Annotated in this window: 13 protein-coding genes; 4 read left to right on the top strand and 9 right to left on the bottom strand. The window is 38.2% G+C overall.

What is annotated here, in order from left to right; translation table 11 throughout:
• The first annotated feature begins 159 nt into the window (after nucleotides 1-159).
• Nucleotides 160-573: a GxxExxY protein gene (locus ACFSKV_RS00940; RefSeq protein WP_380799667.1), complete on the top strand. Its 414-nt coding sequence runs from the start codon at nucleotides 160-162 to the stop codon at nucleotides 571-573.
• Between the two features lie 708 nt (nucleotides 574-1,281).
• Here the strand turns inward: ACFSKV_RS00940 and ACFSKV_RS00935 are convergent.
• The 5 genes from ACFSKV_RS00935 to ACFSKV_RS00915 form a co-directional block, all read right to left on the bottom strand.
• A complete protein-coding gene (locus ACFSKV_RS00935; protein ID WP_380799665.1) occupies nucleotides 1,282-1,941 on the bottom strand; it encodes a phosphatidylserine decarboxylase family protein in 660 nt (219 codons plus the stop codon).
• A gap of 74 nt (nucleotides 1,942-2,015) precedes the next feature.
• Nucleotides 2,016-3,293, bottom strand: coding sequence for a Glu/Leu/Phe/Val family dehydrogenase (locus ACFSKV_RS00930; RefSeq protein WP_380799664.1), 1,278 nt, complete (start codon nucleotides 3,291-3,293; stop codon nucleotides 2,016-2,018).
• Between the two features lie 73 nt (nucleotides 3,294-3,366).
• Complete coding sequence (locus tag ACFSKV_RS00925) at nucleotides 3,367-4,224, bottom strand: phosphatidate cytidylyltransferase (protein ID WP_380799662.1); 858 nt, start codon at nucleotides 4,222-4,224, stop codon at nucleotides 3,367-3,369.
• The gene (locus tag ACFSKV_RS00920) at nucleotides 4,208-4,414 is read right to left on the bottom strand and encodes a putative signal transducing protein (protein WP_380799661.1); all 207 of its coding nucleotides are present in this window, start codon (nucleotides 4,412-4,414) and stop codon (nucleotides 4,208-4,210) included. The genes ACFSKV_RS00925 and ACFSKV_RS00920 overlap by 17 nt, the downstream gene beginning before the upstream one ends.
• Entirely contained in the window at nucleotides 4,389-5,348 is a 960-nt protein-coding gene (locus ACFSKV_RS00915) for a CPBP family intramembrane glutamic endopeptidase (protein WP_380799660.1), read from the bottom strand. Before ACFSKV_RS00915 ends, ACFSKV_RS00920 begins: the two co-directional genes overlap by 26 nt.
• Before the next feature lie 37 nt (nucleotides 5,349-5,385).
• Here ACFSKV_RS00915 and dusB point away from each other — a divergent pair, with 37 nt between their 5' ends.
• Both dusB and ACFSKV_RS00905 read left to right on the top strand, forming a co-directional pair.
• Nucleotides 5,386-6,375, top strand: a complete 990-nt coding sequence (dusB, locus tag ACFSKV_RS00910) for a tRNA dihydrouridine synthase DusB (RefSeq protein WP_380799659.1) — start codon at nucleotides 5,386-5,388, stop codon at nucleotides 6,373-6,375.
• An 82-nt stretch (nucleotides 6,376-6,457) separates the two neighbouring features.
• Nucleotides 6,458-7,357: a DMT family transporter gene (locus ACFSKV_RS00905; RefSeq protein WP_380799657.1), complete on the top strand. Its 900-nt coding sequence runs from the start codon at nucleotides 6,458-6,460 to the stop codon at nucleotides 7,355-7,357.
• 6 nt (nucleotides 7,358-7,363) lie between these two features.
• On the opposite strand, the gene ACFSKV_RS00900 is transcribed toward ACFSKV_RS00905, so the two are convergent.
• Nucleotides 7,364-11,704, bottom strand: a complete 4,341-nt coding sequence (locus ACFSKV_RS00900) for a hypothetical protein (RefSeq protein ID WP_380799655.1) — start codon at nucleotides 11,702-11,704, stop codon at nucleotides 7,364-7,366.
• Nucleotides 11,705-12,561: 857 nt separating this feature from the next.
• Nucleotides 12,562-13,605, bottom strand: coding sequence for an RluA family pseudouridine synthase (locus ACFSKV_RS00895; RefSeq protein WP_380799688.1), 1,044 nt, complete (start codon nucleotides 13,603-13,605; stop codon nucleotides 12,562-12,564).
• 61 nt (nucleotides 13,606-13,666) lie between these two features.
• Here ACFSKV_RS00895 and ACFSKV_RS00890 point away from each other — a divergent pair, with 61 nt between their 5' ends.
• Complete coding sequence (locus tag ACFSKV_RS00890) at nucleotides 13,667-14,581, top strand: 1-aminocyclopropane-1-carboxylate deaminase/D-cysteine desulfhydrase (RefSeq protein WP_380799654.1); 915 nt, start codon at nucleotides 13,667-13,669, stop codon at nucleotides 14,579-14,581.
• On the opposite strand, the gene ACFSKV_RS00885 is transcribed toward ACFSKV_RS00890, so the two are convergent.
• Together ACFSKV_RS00885 and uvrB are read right to left on the bottom strand one after the other, a co-directional pair.
• On the bottom strand, nucleotides 14,576-15,214 hold the full coding sequence (locus ACFSKV_RS00885) for an AlbA family DNA-binding domain-containing protein (protein ID WP_380799653.1): 639 nt from the start codon (nucleotides 15,212-15,214) through the stop codon (nucleotides 14,576-14,578). The two genes, ACFSKV_RS00890 and ACFSKV_RS00885, sit on opposite strands and share 6 nt — an antisense overlap.
• Nucleotides 15,215-15,362: 148 nt before the next feature.
• Nucleotides 15,363-17,399: an excinuclease ABC subunit UvrB gene (uvrB, locus tag ACFSKV_RS00880; protein ID WP_380799651.1), complete on the bottom strand. Its 2,037-nt coding sequence runs from the start codon at nucleotides 17,397-17,399 to the stop codon at nucleotides 15,363-15,365.
• Nucleotides 17,400-17,424 lie beyond the last annotated feature (25 nt).

The raw sequence follows: 17,424 nt of genomic DNA, 5'->3' as shown, positions 1-17,424 counted from the left end.
GAGGGAAATTTTAAGTCCCGGATATCGTCGATTACCATCTCAAGAACCTACTTTTGTTGACTTTGTTGACTTTTGTGGTTCGAAAAATATTTTTTAATTTTATATATCTTGAATTTTTAGACATGAAATTTTTAATCTATCAACTTTTAATTTCTTTTTATGGATGTTACAAAATCAAAAATTAAAGACCTTACCTATTTAATTAATGGTGCGGCAATCGAAGTTCACAAAAATTTAGGCCCTGGTTTGCTGGAGAGTGTCTACCACAATTGTTTTGCTTATGAATTGGAGTGTCGGGGTTTACAGTTTCTGTCAGAGATGAGGATTCCTATAGCCTACAAAGAACTATCAATTGAATCCAAGTTAAGATGTGATTTTTTCATTGAAAATTTAATTACTGTTGAATTAAAAGCAATTGATTCCATCCCGCCTATTGATGAAGCTAGGTTAATCAGTTACATGAAACTGTTGAAGTCCCCAAAGGGGATCATTTATAACTTTAATGTGATCAACCTTTACCATGAAGGACAAAAAACCTATGTGAATGATTATTATACCTACTTGAAGGATTGAATTACGAACCACAAAAGGGACAAAAGGAACACAAAAGAGGGGAATTTTTAATTCTGAGATGCTATCAATAAGCTTCATCAGAACCAACTTTTGTTGACTTTGTTGACTTTTGTGGTTCGAAAAAAATATGAAGACCTTAGCTTGATTAAATGATGCAACAGACAAATTTTAAGCAGTAATTAACGAACCACAAAAGGGACAAAAGGAACACAAAAGAGGGGAATTTTAAGTCCCGGATATCATCGATTACCCCCATCAGAACCTTCTTTTGTTGACTTTGTTGACTTTTGTGGTTCGGGAAAAATATGAAGACCTTAGCTTGATTAAATGATGCAACAGACAAATTTTAAGCAGTAATTAATGAACCACAAAAGGGACAAAAGGAACACAAAAGAGGGGAATTTTTAATTCTGAGATGGTATCAATAAGCTTCATCAGAACCAACTTTTGTTGACTTTGTTGACTTTTGTGGTTCGAAAAAAATATGAAGACTTTAGCTTGATTAAATGATGCAATAGACAAATTTTAAGCAGTAATTAACGAACCACAAAAGGGACAAAAGGAACACAAAAGAGGGGAATTTTAAGTCCCGGATATCATCGATGAGCCTCATCAGAGCCTGCTATTGTAGACTTTTTGGACTTTTGTGGTTCGAAAAAAAAAGCATAGGCTGCAAACCTATGCCTCTTTATCTTGAATGTTTTAATATTATTTTAGCCTTGCGATTGGTGTTCTTCCTCCCTGGGTTTTTTCATCGATACTTACCAAAACTTCCGCATCCAATGGCAAGAAAACATCTACCCTAGAACCGAATTTGATAAAGCCAAACTCTCCTCCCTGAACCAAGGGTGTTCCCTCTTTGACATACCATTTGATCCTCCTGGCCAAAGCTCCGGCAATCTGTCTGACAAGAATCTTCACGCCACTTTGGTGTTTGATCACCATGGTGGTGCGCTCATTTTCAAAACTGGATTTGGGATGCCAAGCTACAAGGTATTTACCGGGGTGGTATTTAAAATATTCCACAATTCCTGCAATCGGCGAGCGGTTGACATGGACATTGATCGGAGACATGAAAATAGATACTTGCGTTCTTTTTTCATTCAGATATTCCCCCTCCATCGTTTCTTCAATGACGACGACCTTGCCATCTGCAGGTGCAAAAACCAATTTATCCTCTTTAGGTAATTGTATGGTCGGATTCCTGAAAAACTGAAGTATAATTAAATAAATGATTACACTGACCAATAAAACAACATTTAACAGTTTTTCCTCCTCGGGAAAAGCTCTACCCAAACCAAAATTGAGGGCTACGAGTATAAGCAGTAACCAAAACAATAATTTTCTACCTTCTTTGTGTATAGTCATGCAGTCTAAATTTAAAAGGGTGAGGAAGCTTACTTCCACACCCCAAATATAATAAAACTTTCCTTTTTGCTCTTTTAGAAGCCTCCTCTGAAAGTATAGGTTTTAGCTACTTTATCAATGGCCACAATATAAGCTGCAATCCTCATCGGTACATTATATTTCACTGAGGCTTCATAAACATGATCAAAAGCATCTTTCATGATTCTATCGGATCTTCGGTTTACCCGTTCTGCTGTCCACTTATAACCCAACCTATTTTGAACCCATTCAAAATAAGAAACCGTAACTCCTCCTGCATTGGCCAAGATGTCCGGTACTGCCATGATACCTTTTTCATTGATGATGGTATCGGCCTTGGCTGAAGTTGGTCCATTGGCCCCTTCTACAATCAATTTGGCCTTGATCTTGTCTACATTTTTGATCGTGATCACATCCTCTACAGCTGCAGGAACAAGAACATCTACTTCGAGTTCTAATAATTCCATGGGATCAGTTAGCTTTTCAGCCCCTGTAAAGCCTTCTAAAGTGCCATTATTGCTGTCCCTATAAGCAATAGCCTCCACGATATTGATCCCGTTTTCGTTGTGATAAGCACCTGAAATATCAGAAATAGCCACTACCTTTAATCCTCTTTCTTCCAATAATTGGGCAGCCCAAGAACCAACATTACCAAAACCTTGTACTGCACAGGTGGCTTGGAATGGATTGATTTTCAGTTTTTGCATGGCAGCCAGTGCCGATACCATCACCCCGCGGCCGGTTGCTTCTGTTCTTCCCAAAGAACCCCCTAATACCAAAGGCTTACCCGTAACTACTGCATTCACTGTCATCCCATGGGCTTTGGAGTATTCGTCCATCAACCAGGCCATCTCCCGGGGTCCTGTACCCATGTCAGGTGCCGGAATATCTTTATCAGGTCCGAAAACATCCAGCATAGCTAGTGTATAGGCTCTTACCAAACGCTCAATTTCCCCTTTTGACATTTCTCTTGGATTACAACGAACACCGCCTTTTCCCCCTCCATAAGGGATATCAACCACCGCACATTTCCAGGTCATCCAAGCAGCCAGCGCTTTCACTTCATCAAGATGTACGTCAGGGGCAAAACGGATTCCTCCCTTTGCTGGCCCAAGGATATTGGAATGGATTACCCTTATACCTTCAAAAACGTGGATCTTTCCATTGTCCATTGTAATAGGCAAGGACACAATTACTTGCTTGGCAGGATTTTTCAGCACGTTGTAGACCTCATCGGAAAGGCCCAATTTTTCGGCTGCAAGGTTAAATCTTTCCATCATGGACTCCAAAGGATTTTCTTTGTCCTTTATGGGAGCCGGTTCAATGTAAGCCATATTGGGTTTATTTAGTTGAATTGTTCAATTATGGTACAATATTAATGAGTTTTTTAATATCCAATAGGAGATTTTAAAAGATTTTCAAAAATGCTGCAATAAATGGAGCTGATAATAACAATCCGTCAAAACGGTCCATAAATCCACCATGACCTGGCAGTGACCTTCCGGAATCTTTTATCTCTATACTTCTCTTAAATAAAGACTCAATCAAATCCCCATAAGTCCCTGCAATAATAATGATGGTGGCAATACATAACCACTGCCATTGCGGGATAGAGTCAAAATATTTTGACAAAATGTAGGCCACAAAATAAGCCAATGCTGCTCCTCCCAAAAATCCTTCCCATGATTTTTTAGGGGAAACTCTTTCAAAAAGCTTGGTTCTTCCAAATTTTGTCCCTGCAAAATAGGCTCCAGTATCTGAAGCCCAAAGGATAAACAGGGAACCAACAATTACTTCATAGTGGAAGCCATCATCCACCGAAAAAGCAGCTACATTCAACAAGGCGAACGGAACAGCTACATAAAAAATACCCAAGAAAGTGAAAGCTACCCCTGTGAATGGCTTCTTGTCGGATTTTCGATAAAGTTTGATAAAGAACACCAGGGAAGCCAAAGGGAAAATGAGAAAATAATATTTATCATCCAGGTGACCTAACCCAATCAAAAATGACAGCGTAAATATGGTAATTCCCAAAAATGTCCCAAAACTCTTTAAGGGAAGCATCCCATCAAGCCCTGTCAACCTATAAAATTCCATTTGGGAGAATCCCAGAATTAAACCGAAAACCAAAAAATAAAGCCATGGACTGATCACAGAGCCTGCTATGATTATGGCTGCACCAATAACTGCTGTAATAATCCTTTGGGCAAGATTACTGTAATTACTGATATTAAATCTGTCCCGCATTCTAAAAGGAGATCTCATTCTTTACTATGTTTATTGCTTTTAGGGCTTCTGTGTATGGCACCATCACCTCATATTGACCGTGAATTTGGTACACCGATTCTTTTTTATTTAAAATGACTGCTTGAATACCGCAATCTTCCAAAAAACCCTTTACAATTTCAGCCCTGACCGGCGATCCGTCTTCAAAGACTTTCTTCCAATTCTTCATCAAGTTTATACTTTTTGCCTTTTTCTTTAAAAACCTTCATACCAAGGAGAAGTACAAACAACCCAATAATAGCGTATGGAAGGGAAACCTGTCCGGTTTGATCAATATCAAATTCAATTTTACCAAGCTTACTTAAATAAAGTAATACTACTGTAAATGTGTTGTTCAAAATATGGGCAATTATCGGATAAAACAAACTACCGGAATATAAATAGAGGTACCCAAATATGGCACCTAGCAACATCCGTGGGAAAAACCCATAAAATTGAATATGGATGGCTGAAAAAATAAAAGCAGTAATCCAAACCGCCAAATGGCCATTTTGAGTATAAATAAGCATCTTTGGCTGAACAACCCCCCTAAAAAACAATTCTTCCCCTACTCCTGCAAAAATCCCGATAACCAATACAGCTACTACAAATTCAAAAGGGTTTTCAAAATCAGTCAGGAATTTGGTCATCACCATCCTTTCGTCTTCTGTTCTTTTGAAGAACTCCTCTAATTTTCCCATACTCTCCGGTAAATGCATATTTGCATTCCAATCAATGATCAGACTATTAAAAAGAAGGGATCCAAACATAATGAGGAGTAAAATCAAAAATCCGTTGAACTTAAAGCGATCTATTTGTTGTTCAATTCCGAAGTCCGCTTTATCAATCAATTTTGCAATGATTAATGAAGCAATAATAAAAGAAAGTCCTGAACCAAGGCCTTGAACAAAATACATGGCGTATTTGGCATTTGGGAAATCGCTTGGTGAGGTGAATAAAGCCAACATCTCATCCAAAGAGATATTGAAAATCGGAGGAACAAGCATTAATCCCAATCCCTGCAACAAGATCATTACTCCCACTGTTATCAATAAAACGATAATTAAAGAAAGAAACCAGGATCTTCTTGAAGCTATTGGGGCTTTAGTTTTATATATCTGCATAATTGCGGTAAATTTACAGGAAAATTACAATTGAAAAGTGGTTAAGATTGGAAACTTAGAATTGGGGGAATTTCCCTTGTTGCTGGCGCCAATGGAGGATGTAAGTGACCCTCCCTTCAGGGCAGTTTGTAAGGAAAACGGAGCTGATCTGATGTTTACTGAGTTTATCAGCTCTGAAGGATTGATTCGTGATGCTGCCAAAAGCCTTCAAAAATTAGATATTTTTGAATATGAAAGACCAATAGGTATTCAGATTTTTGGAAATGAAATTGATTCCATGAGAGAAGCTGCAGCCATAGCAGAGGCTGCTGGTCCTGATATTTTGGATATCAATTATGGATGTCCGGTACATAAGGTGGCATGCAAAGGCGCTGGTGCAGGAATTCTTTTGGATATTGACAAAATGGTCTCCATGACATCTGAAATTGTCAAAAGGGTCAATATTCCGGTCACCGTTAAAACAAGATTGGGATGGTCCCATGACACCATCCGCATTGTGGAAGTAGCGGAAAGGTTGCAGGATGTGGGTATTCAGGCCATAAGCATTCATGCAAGAACCCGTCAACAAATGTATAAAGGTGAGGCAGACTGGTCTTACTTGAATCTTGTAAAAGATAATCCGAGATTAAACATACCGGTTTTTGGAAATGGGGATATTGACAGCCCAGAAAAAGCAAAAGAATACAAAGAAAAATACAACGTAGATGGAATGATGATCGGAAGGGCTTCAATTGGTTATCCCTGGGTATTCAATGAAATCAAGCATTTTCTTGAAACAGGGGAAAAGCTTTTAGGCCCTGATTTGGAAGAGCGAATAAATGTTACCAAGAAACATCTGGATTTTTCTGTCAAGTGGAAGGGTGAAAAGCAAGGTATTCTGGAAATGAGAAGACATTACACCAATTATTTCAGGGGTATGCCGAATTTTAAGCCTTACCGAACAAGGATGGTAACCGCTGACACTTATGAAGAAGTTTCAGCAATATTAGAAGAGGTAGGAGAGGTATATGCAGATTATCTATTTTAAAATTTTTACTATTGGTTGAGAAAAAAGAAAAAATTTTCTCAACCTTCCCATCTCATTCCTATGTACTCCCATTGACCTATTCATGACCAGAGATATCCAAGCCGAAAGTTCCCTCAAAGCATGGGGCTTTCTAATTATTTTAGCCTTGATTTGGGGAAGTTCATTCATCTTGATCAAACGAGGGCTTGAAGTGTTTTCTCCAGGAGAGGTAGGGGCATTCAGAATTGTTGCAGCAGGAATGTTCCTGTTACCACTTTCATTGCCAAGGCTTAAACAGCTTAACCGAAAACAAATCAAATACCTGGTAATTGTCGGATTGGTAGGCAGCTTCATACCTGCATTTTTGTTTGCTAAAGCCCAAACTCAATTAAGTTCCTCATTAACAGGGGTATTCAATGCCATGACCCCTTTATTTGTGGTAATTATTGGGGCCTTGTTCTTTAATTCCACCATTACCAGAAGGAATGCGATCGGTTTATTTATCGCCTTTGTTGGAGTGGTAATTTTACTCACTGTAAAAGAAGGAGCAGGATTTGGCTCTTTTTATGACATCAATGCTTATGCGTTATTTGTTTTATTGGCATGTGCTTGTTATGGATTAAATTTGAATATCATCAAATTTAAATTTGTGACCTTAAAACCAGTCGCCATCACAGCCATTTCATTATCTTTAGTATTACCTGCTGCTTTAATTTATCTTTTTGCATTTACCCGTTTTTCTTTCAAGATCCTTCATGTGGATGGAGCTCCTATGGCTGCCTTCTACCTGGCAATATTGGGCATTGTAGGGACAGCCATTGCCCTGATATTATTCAATATCATGGTCAAAGTAGCTACTCCAGTATTTGCAAGTTCTGTAACCTATCTTATTCCTGTGGTAGCTATCATGTGGGGTATATTGGATGGAGAGGTTTTGCTAGCCGGTCATTATGTGGGCATAATTGCAGTGATTTTAGGCGTTTGGATCGGCAACAGAAGATAAATTACATTAATCTTCTTCCTTTCTTTTGGGAATTTTTGGTTGCCCTAACCCTACACTTCCCTTTAATCCGGTAACTGTTGTTTTCCACCAATAATTAAAAATGAACCTCTCTTTATCCCTTGGATAATAAATCTTGGAAGAGATTTTGGTATTCAGGAATTTCCGTGGATTATTTGACCTTACTGCAAAAACATTTAAAACAAAAGTTAAAATACCTTTCCTCCCCCTCCCTTTTTCCAAAGTCCTTTCATCCAATAATTCAAGGTTCAAATCATTATACAAAAATTCCATGCTTCCTACAGCATCTCTGTCATTGGCCACAAACGACCAATCCGCGCTGTTAACCCGGCCTTCTCTAACCTTTACAAAAGCATTTGGTTTTAAAATGGAATTGATAGATTCTAAATCAAATGCACCCAACTGGGCATTTATTTTCATTGGATATGGAAACTCATAGAAAAGCTGGCCCTGAAGACTTATTTCAGCCCTTCCATTGATTTTTGCATTGGCCAAAAGCAAAGATTCTTCCAAAAGAAAGTTTTTCTCATCAATTGAAGTATGGAAAGGTATCAAAGAAGCACTGAGTTCATTGAAATACAGCTGCCCTGGAACCATCCCCTGTTCAGGAAATTCCATATACCTGATTTGCGAGTTTTCCACTAACAAGGTATCAACTTTCAGTTCAATTCCCGCCTTTTTCATAAGCGCCTGAGGCATGGGGCGTAAGACATTCTTTGGCCTTTGATATCGCTTATCCCGAAAAAACTCACCATCTGCATCAAGAATCAAAATCTTGGACGCCAATAATTTTTCCTCCTCAAAAAGCTTGTCCAAATCAGGTTTACTGATGATCACCAAGGGAACCTTAATTTGAACCACATCTGTTTGTTCACCTACGATCCGGCCATATTGATATTTTCCATATCTTGGTAGATACTCCAGATTTTCCATTCTGATTTCCTCATTGCTGACTGTAACCAAACCAATGCTAACCTTATTGAGACTGTCCTTTAAAAGCAACTGAAAATCCGGAAAATCCAGTTTGAATTTTTTCCTGAGCAAATCCTGTTCTCTGATAGCCTCCAATTCACTGATGTTAAATTTCAAATCCTCCAACGACAAGTTCAGTTTTTTGATACCCTTTGGTTCCGCCGAACCGTCTTTTTGAAACATTGCAATATTTCCTTCAATAATTTCAAAATCATCAATCTGAAGATTTTCAATGATTTCAGTTCCGGGTTCTTTTATTTCCCCGGGTTTTGATTCACTCTTAACCTGGTCTACAAATATTTCAATGTCAGGTCTGAACAAGCGAAATTCTGAAATCCATAAATCTTTACTGCTTTGGATTTCTGAAAGGGATTTGGTTTTAATCAATGCCGTGGGAATATGTCCTGAGAATACAGGTTTTCCGGGCTTTCCTGAAAGGTCTCTTGGGATAATACGGAAATTATCTACCAAAACCCCCTCATACCGGGTATCCAACTCCACTTTTGAAAAAGTAATCTGATGAACACTATCTGCAAGGGTCAGCCAAAATTCATCTATATCCAATGACATGGCGTCAAATAAGCCTGTTATTTCACTTTTACTTACTATTGCCGAATCCAATTTGAATCCATAAAATGATAAATCAATACCTGTGTTGATCAATTCACTTTGTACCCCTCCCTCCCTGAATGCCAGACTAAGCTGGGCTTTTTCTGCCTGTATGGTGTCAATTTCTACCACATCGATTGTCTTTGGAAGATTTCTTTCCCTTCTCTGTCTCCTAGAGGCAGGTATATCTTCCAAACCTAAATCTTTATTGATCAACACCTGTACATCAGATCCTGAAAGCCTTACTTTCTCCAAATTCAACGTGTTATCAAACAGAAAAGCCTCAAGGTCAACTCCCTGAAGAGACATTTCTGGGATGACAGCAGTCACCCTTGTCCTATCCTTAAAAATTCTTCCGGGATTCAAGCGAACATTGGAGGCCAAAATTTCTTCTCTTGCTGAATTAAAATTAATGCGGTCAGCAAGAATATTGTATTTCCCATCTGCTATGTTAAATACATAATTATTCAGATTTAAATCTACTTCTTGGGAAAACAAAAACTTGAGTTCCTCTGGGGCCGAATCCTCATTAATCCTGAATTTTTTAATAGAAATGGAAAAATCGTTTTCATAAAAAGCTTGCATTCTATCAGCTCCAAAATCTTCGTAGTTTAAATTACCTCTTTCAAGTACCAAGGAAGCAACTTCCACCTCTTTGAAATAATTTATTAACAATTGTAACAACTCCCTTTGGTCAACCTTTTCTCCGTCCTCGTTGGGAGGTAAATTGGTATATCGATAAATGCTAATTTCTGGTGAAGGAACCGTAATGCTATTTACTTTTAGGATTTCGTCAAAATAGGCAGAAGTAATATCTACACCTTTGGCATAGAATTGTGGGACAAAAATGTCTAATGCGGTGCTTTTACCATATCGGTCCAGAATATTTTTAATGTCATCTGTATGGTGTGGGCGTATGGTAAATCCATCCACCTTAATAGCAGACGTTTTTGTGTCCAAAAATACCTTATCTGCTTTGAAAACATGAAGGTTGTCAGCAAGTTTCAACAAATAATCCTCAAGTTCCAACTGAAGGTTTTCAGCCCAAAAAAAACTTCTGGTATCAGCATTTTCGGTCTGCCTATCAATAGCAAAATTTTCCAAAATCAAATTAATTTTCCCAAATGATAAACTATCCTGTCTACTTCTAAGCTTATTGTCTACTACCAGAGATCCATCTCTGATTTCAAATTTCTTGACATAAATCGCATCAAGATAATCAGCATAGATAGAGGATATATCAAATGATTCATCCTGATCTGATCTTTTTTCCTGCAAATCCCTCAATAAAATTTCAGGACTTTCAACCATAATACTCTTCACATCAATAATCCCTTCATTATAAATTTTCTTCAGGTTCGCATCAGTAATTGATAGATGAGGCACGTCAAAATCAAGAATTGTAACACCTTTTTCAGCCACCTTCCCAAGGGTTGGAAATAATTTGAAACCCTCAATTTTGATGACATCTTCCTGGGATGAAAGTCTCACAAATTCGCTTTTAATATGATGTACACTATCCCCCAAAACCAGGTCAACATGGTGCAATTCCACCATAGCCTGATCCGCGTAAAAAAACTGATTTCTTTTCTTTGACTCGTCAGGTCCTATGTAAAAATCAGCCATATTTAAGTCTATTCTAACCGCATTGATCCTATATCCGTCTCTTTCATTGACGTTTCTTTGGGAAAAAATCCCATTTTCGATCTCAAATTCAGACACTTCAATAGACGACAATATCCCTTCTATTAAATGGTACAAATCAAAAGGCTGCTTTTCCCCAACAGCATCAATTTTACTCTTTTTCCTCACATAATGAACAAATTCCGGTTTTTGCAGCTTCAAACTTCCAACTTCTACTTGCGAGGTATAAAAAACCTTATTGATATCTGCATCCTCTAACCTCAGATCCTTAAGGTCGAGCTGAAAATAAGCATCCGAATACTGGTTAAAGTCAGGGATAATTTTAAGGTCCTGGACTGTAACATATTGGTCCAGGGAAGAAATTTTTACTTTTTCAGCAAAAACTGTATGTACACTATCGGCTAAAAGGATCTCAAAATTTTCAAAGTCAAAATCAAAACCTACAGCATTCAGCGGAGTTAAAGGGTTTCTTGTCTGTAACAGCTGAATATCTTCCAAATAAAAATTCGTATTCTCTGCTTTAATTCTCCTTTGGGCTATAAAATTATTCAGGAGCACATCCGCCTCATTAATTTTTAGGGCCTTGATTCGGATTTCATTGATGCGGGAACCCAAAAATGATTTTTTGATTTCTTCCTGCAATATGTTCAAGGGGCTATCTTCAAGCTCCTGTTGTTCAAAAATATCTTCAATTTTCAGACTGAAATCTATACTTGGATTGGTTACTTCTATATTTCCAAATACAAGTTCCCTTTTTCCAAATAAATAATTTATTCCGGTGATTCTAATATCAGGCAACCCGATTTTATAATAGGCTGTATTCTCTTTTCCTTTAATATTCTCCTCTATGGGAATAATATTCAACCCTTCAAAGACTATCCCTCTTTGGATAAATAGGATAAAAAAACGGTCAAATTCTATTTCGTATTTCTCATCTGAGGCTATTCTTACTTTTTCTTGAAGATAATTTCTGAGAAGGAAATCCGATCCAAAGTAAAAAATAGCCTGTAAAAAAGCCAAGACAAGAAAAATTGATCCTGAAATCCTGATCAACCTTCCTTTTTTTCTTCCCTTGGTGATTTTATCGTTAGTTTCCTCTTCCATTTATAAAAAATTCAAGAGTAAAAGTAATACAATTGGATTGGAATCGGACAGGATGAACAAACCTATTTTAACCAAAACCAAAAAGAGGTAAAATGCTTAGGTCAATACGATAACCTGACAATTTACCTCTTTTTTTTGATTTTTACTCAATCCCAGCTGTAGGAGAAGGACTCGAACCTCCACGGGGCGGTTAGGTTACATCAGAGCTCTTGACGCACTTTATCCACGGATCCCCACCCCCGAGACAGGAGGGCTTGTCTGCCAATTTCAACATCCTACAATATTGTTTCTGTCTGCTTTTCTAGACGGGTCAAAATTAATAAAACGAACCATTTATTAAAATAAATTAAACTTTTACAGCATTTATTTACATTATTATCAATAAAATGCATGAATAAATACGCATGCGATATTTAAAATATAAAAAAAGACATTTTCATTAAGGATTTTTCAATCAAAATTGGAGCTTTGAAAAGCAAAAAAGCTGTGAAACAGAATTTCACAGCTTTAGTCAATTAACAATAAACCCAAAATAACCAGATGTAGGAGGAGGATTTGAACCTCCGAAGGAATTATCCTTCGCCAAATAAATAAATCCTACATGATTTTATGATACAAATTTAAGACCAAAAGAGAGATATTAAAAATTTTGCAAATATTTAGATCAAAATTTACAGTAAATTTATTTTTATGGCTAAAATTTAAAAATTCATTATCCGTCACCGATTGCGGAAATACTGAATTTGAAAACTTGTTAAAGAAAATCAAGTTTCCCAAAAGATAATTTGGTCTTGAAAGGAATTAAAAAAGGTGCTGTTTTTAACTATTCAAAGTAAAAACAAGGATTTTTCATAAAATTAATCCTCAAATGTGACGTATTTTTCCCATTTATCAAGTACTGAGGAAAAATCTTCCGGTAAAGGTGCTTCAAAATACAGGTGTTTTTTGGTCACAGGATGCACAAAACCAAGTGACTTGGCATGAAGAGCCTGACGTGGCATGATGGCAAAGCAGTTTTGGACAAATGATTTATATTTGGAGAATTGTGTTCCTTTCCTGATTTTATCTCCTCCATACATGGCATCATTGAAAAGAGGATGTCCCATAAACTTCATATGGGCCCGTATTTGATGGGTTCGACCCGTTTCGAGGTTACATTGGATCAAAGATACATAGCGAAGTCTTTCCAATACCTTCCAATGGGTAACAGCATGCTTTCCCTGAGAGCCATCCGGATAGGCATCCATCACTTTTCTATCTTTGGCACTTCTGCCTACATGGGCAATAATGGTACCCTCATCTTCCTGTAGCTCACCCCAAACCAAAGCCAGGTAAGCCCTTTCAATGGTATGATGAAAAAACTGATTGGCCAGATCTGTCATGGCAATTTCAGATTTGGCAATGACAAGAAGTCCGGAAGTATCTTTGTCAATCCTGTGAACCAGTCCTGGCCTGCCGGTATTCCCGGGCAATGTTGGCAATTGATTGAAGTGGTAAACCAAGCCATTGACAAGGGTACCTGTCCAATTTCCATGGGCCGGATGAACTACCATCCCTGCCGGCTTATTCACTACCAAAAGGTGCTCATCCTCAAATAAAATATCCAAAGGGATTTTCTCAGGTACTACTTCTGTATCTCTGGGAGGTTTTTCCAAAAAGACCTTAATTTCATCTGATGGCTTAATTTTGTAATTGGATTTTGTAGGTTTCCCGTTTACCAATACATTGCCTAAATCTATGGCATTTTGAACCTTATTTCTTGTCGCATTGGCAACTTTATCCGTCAGAAATTTGTCTATTCTCATCGGGCTCTGCCCTTTATCAACAGTGAAATTGAAGCGCTCAAAGAGCACCACTTCATCTTCATCATCGAAATTATCCGTTTCAAAATCGCTCAACATAGCACAAAAATAAGTGCATTTCATAAAGTTTTTGATATTTGTAGAGGAATAAGGTAAAAGAATGCTAATACCCAATGAAATTACCACCCAGGAATTGAATCATCCTCTTTGGAAGAATAGAAGTATCCATCTGTCAATAAAAAGACTGGATCAGGTGCATCCATTGGCTTCGGGGAATAAATTCTTCAAATTGAAGTACAATCTTGAGCAGGCCAAAAAAGAGGGAATTAAAACCCTATTGACTTTTGGAGGTGCATTTTCCAATCATATATATGCAACAGCTGCTGCGTCAAAAGAAGAGGGTTTTGAATGCATTGGAATCATCAGGGGGGAAGAGACTTTACCACTTAACCCAACATTACAGGCTGCCATGGCCTTTGGGATGAAATTACAATACCTTGATAGGCAATCATATCGGAGGAAAAATAATCCCGACTTCTTGAAGCAATTGAGGAATAATTTCGGGAATTTCTATCTGATACCTGAAGGTGGAACCAATAATTATGCGGTCAAAGGAACTTCTGAAATACTTCAGGAGAACGATCAATTTTTCACCCATATAGGTACCTCTATTGGAACAGGCGGTACTTTCGCAGGCCTTGCAGCATCCTTGAAACAAAACCAAAAGCTCTTGGGGTTTTCATCTCTTAAGGGAGAATTCATCCATTCAGAAATAAATACAATCCTTGCAAAATTTCAAATCAATCCGAGTGGCCACTATACCGTTTTGGACAGTTTTCATTTTGGAGGGTATGGTAAATTCACAAATGAGCTGTTGGACTTTATCCGTTGGTTTTATGATGAATTTGGAATACCCCTTGACCCGGTTTATACTGGGAAAATGATGATGGGTCTTCTGGATTTGATCAAAAACAACTATTTCCCAGCAGGGTCAAACATCCTCGCTATCCATACAGGAGGCCTTCAGGGTCTTACTGGCTTCAACCATCGCTTTGGCCTTTCCCTGCCTTTATGATTCTTTAGAAAGGTATAAATCCTCTTTTTCCTGAGGGCTGATCTGGATAACATTAGCCAAAACCAGCCTTACCAGGGTTTTTGAAGCCAAAAATCTGGGTAATTTAGCCAAACGTTGAAATTCCCTAAGTGTAACTTTTCCATGTTCCGCCAATGCTTTCATCAATATGGTTTCCTTGTCTCCATAAGTGAAAACCATATCTTTGGACTGTTTTCCCTTTCTAAGAATTTCCCACATTTCCTTACTTGCCTGAATACTTCTATCTGCTACCCTAACAAAGGCTCTTTTCCTATTATCCTCTAAGATATAATGGGGCCGCTCCGAGGACTTTGGAATTGAAAATACAGCCACCCCTTTCTTGGGATTGAGCTTAATTATCTCTACTTCATACAGCAATTGGGGCTTGATTAAGTCTTTTATAGCTTTTTGCATCACAAAAACCTCTTCTTCAATAAATCGCTGACCACTTACCGTCCCATCATCGTCCACCCCTATAAGTAAACACCCCCCTTCGGTATTTGCCATAGCAATTATTTCTTTGACTATTTTGTCAGGAAATGCCGCTTTCTTCTTGAATTCAACCTTCAAGCCTTCTCCCTGCTGCGCTATTTTATTGACCTCTTGAAGCGTCATGTATAAATTGGGATTTCGAATTTCGGATTTGGGAATTCTGATTAGGGCTTATTGATTAACTCAATGGTATGAATTACAGCTGTTTGTATATTTTGTATACTTTGTAATTTTTCAAATTGATAATTGATAATTGATGATTGGTAATTTTTCACACCCCTCTATTAAGCTCTTCCAACCTGTTTTTCAGACCTTGCCATTCATCTCTAAGCCTGGCCGCTTCCATAAAGTTTAGTTCTTTAGCAGCCTTCTCCATGTTCTTTTGGGTTTGGACAATGAGTTTTTCCAGTTTATCCTTGCTTAGGTATGGGATAAGTGGATCAGCTGCTACCATTGCTTCTGCATCTACCCTATCGTCATATATTTTGGCATTTTTCTTGGAATCAGCAACCTTGGTTTGGCTCAGAATTTTATCCTTCGACTTTATGATTGTTTTTGGAACAATACCATGCGCTTCATTATAGGCCAATTGCAGGCTTCTCCTTCTTTTGGTCTCATCAATGGCCATTTTCATGGAATCTGTAACCTTATCCGCATACATGATCACCATGCCGTTTTCATTTCGGGCCGCCCTTCCAATTGTCTGTACCAAACTCCTTTCGTTCCTTAAAAACCCTTCTTTATCGGCATCCAGGATAGCCACCAAGGATACTTCAGGAAGATCCAGCCCTTCTCTTAGAAGGTTTACACCAACCAGAACATCAAAAATTCCCAAACGTAACTCCCTCAATATTTCTACCCTATCTAAAGGTTTCACTTCTGAATGGATATACCTACTCTTGACTCCTGCCCTTTCCAGAAATTTCTGTAATTCTTCTGCCATCCTTTTGGTCAGGGTAGTCACTAAAACACGATCCCCCACTTTTACCCTTTCATCAATTTCTTCAAGCAGATCATCTATCTGATTGGCACTTGGCCTTACATCAATAATTGGATCTAATAATCCGGTGGGCCGAATGATCTGTTCTACCACAATTCCTTCTGTCTGATTCAATTCATAATCCGCCGGAGTGGCACTCACATAGATCACCTGATTGATCAAATGCTCAAATTCATCAAAATTCAGCGGCCTATTATCAAGGGCCGATGGAAGCCTGAAACCATAATCCACCAAATTTACTTTTCTGGCCCGATCCCCGCCCCACATGCCTCGGATCTGAGGAATCGTCACATGGCTCTCATCAATTACCATTAAGAAGTCATCGGGAAAATAATCCAATAAACAGAAGGGCCTGGTGCCAGGTTTTCGTCGGTCAAAATACCTGGAGTAATTCTCCACCCCGGAGCAATACCCAAGTTCTCTTATCATCTCCAGATCAAATTCAGTCCTTTCTCTTAACCTTTTTGCCTCAATCAACTTCATGTCTTTTTCAAAAAAAGAGACCTGGGCCATCAGATCATCCTGGATTTCATGGATTGCTGTGTCAATGACATCTCTTCCCGTTACAAACAGGTTTGCCGGAAATATAGAAATGATTTTTTCATCTGAAACCTTCCTTCCGCTTGCCGGATCAATCCTTTGGATTGCCTCAATTTCATCTCCCCAGAAAAAAATCCTAAAAGCAAAATCTGCGTAGGCCACAAAAATATCCACTGTATCTCCTTTTACCCTAAAAGTACCATGGGTTAATTCGTTGTTTGTCCTGCTGTACAGAATGTCCACCAATTTGAACAACAATTGATTTCTTGGTATCCTATCCCCTTCCTGTAGCCGGATCACATTTTTGCCAAATTCATCAGGATTACCTATACCATATATGCAGGAAACAGAAGCAACAACAATGACATCCCTTCTCCCTGAAAGCAGGGCAGAGGTAGCACTTAAACGTAACTTTTCTATTTCATCGTTGATGGATAAATCTTTTTCAATGTAGGTGCCTGAGGTAGGAATAAAGGCTTCAGGTTGGTAATAATCGTAATAGGAAATAAAATACTCCACCGCGTTTTCAGGAAAAAACTGCTTGAATTCACCATATAGTTGAGCCGCGAGAGTTTTGTTATGGCTTAGGACCAAAGTGGGTTTTTGGACATTTTGAATAACATTCGCAACGGTAAAAGTTTTCCCAGATCCGGTAACACCCAACAAAACCTGCGATGGTTCTCCCCTATTAATACCTTCTGTCAACTGCTGAATAGCCTGAGGTTGGTCCCCTGTGGGTTGATATTCGGAAATAAGTTTGAATTCCATGGTTCAAAGCAAGTTAAGCAAAGTA

It is taken from the genome of Shivajiella indica (genome assembly GCF_042683085.1).
Taxonomy (GTDB): Bacteria; Bacteroidota; Bacteroidia; order Cytophagales; family Cyclobacteriaceae; genus Shivajiella; species Shivajiella indica.
Note: the sequence above shows the minus strand (reverse complement) of the source record. Positions and strands in the feature narration are given on the sequence as shown.

Excerpts from the sequence above, each read along its gene's own strand:
- ACFSKV_RS00940 (WP_380799667.1), top strand. The coding sequence starts at position 160 with ATGGATGTTACAAAATCAAAAATTAAAGACCTTACCTATTTAATTAAT.
- ACFSKV_RS00935 (WP_380799665.1), bottom strand. The coding sequence starts at position 1,941 with ATGACTATACACAAAGAAGGTAGAAAATTATTGTTTTGGTTACTGCTT.
- ACFSKV_RS00930 (WP_380799664.1), bottom strand. The coding sequence starts at position 3,293 with ATGGCTTACATTGAACCGGCTCCCATAAAGGACAAAGAAAATCCTTTG.
- ACFSKV_RS00925 (WP_380799662.1), bottom strand. The coding sequence starts at position 4,224 with ATGAGATCTCCTTTTAGAATGCGGGACAGATTTAATATCAGTAATTAC.
- ACFSKV_RS00920 (WP_380799661.1), bottom strand. The coding sequence starts at position 4,414 with ATGAAGAATTGGAAGAAAGTCTTTGAAGACGGATCGCCGGTCAGGGCT.
- ACFSKV_RS00915 (WP_380799660.1), bottom strand. The coding sequence starts at position 5,348 with ATGCAGATATATAAAACTAAAGCCCCAATAGCTTCAAGAAGATCCTGG.
- ACFSKV_RS00905 (WP_380799657.1), top strand. The coding sequence starts at position 6,458 with ATGACCAGAGATATCCAAGCCGAAAGTTCCCTCAAAGCATGGGGCTTT.
- ACFSKV_RS00900 (WP_380799655.1), bottom strand. The coding sequence starts at position 11,704 with ATGGAAGAGGAAACTAACGATAAAATCACCAAGGGAAGAAAAAAAGGA.
- ACFSKV_RS00895 (WP_380799688.1), bottom strand. The coding sequence starts at position 13,605 with ATGTTGAGCGATTTTGAAACGGATAATTTCGATGATGAAGATGAAGTG.
- ACFSKV_RS00890 (WP_380799654.1), top strand. The coding sequence starts at position 13,667 with ATGCTAATACCCAATGAAATTACCACCCAGGAATTGAATCATCCTCTT.
- ACFSKV_RS00885 (WP_380799653.1), bottom strand. The coding sequence starts at position 15,214 with ATGACGCTTCAAGAGGTCAATAAAATAGCGCAGCAGGGAGAAGGCTTG.
- uvrB (WP_380799651.1), bottom strand. The coding sequence starts at position 17,399 with ATGGAATTCAAACTTATTTCCGAATATCAACCCACAGGGGACCAACCT.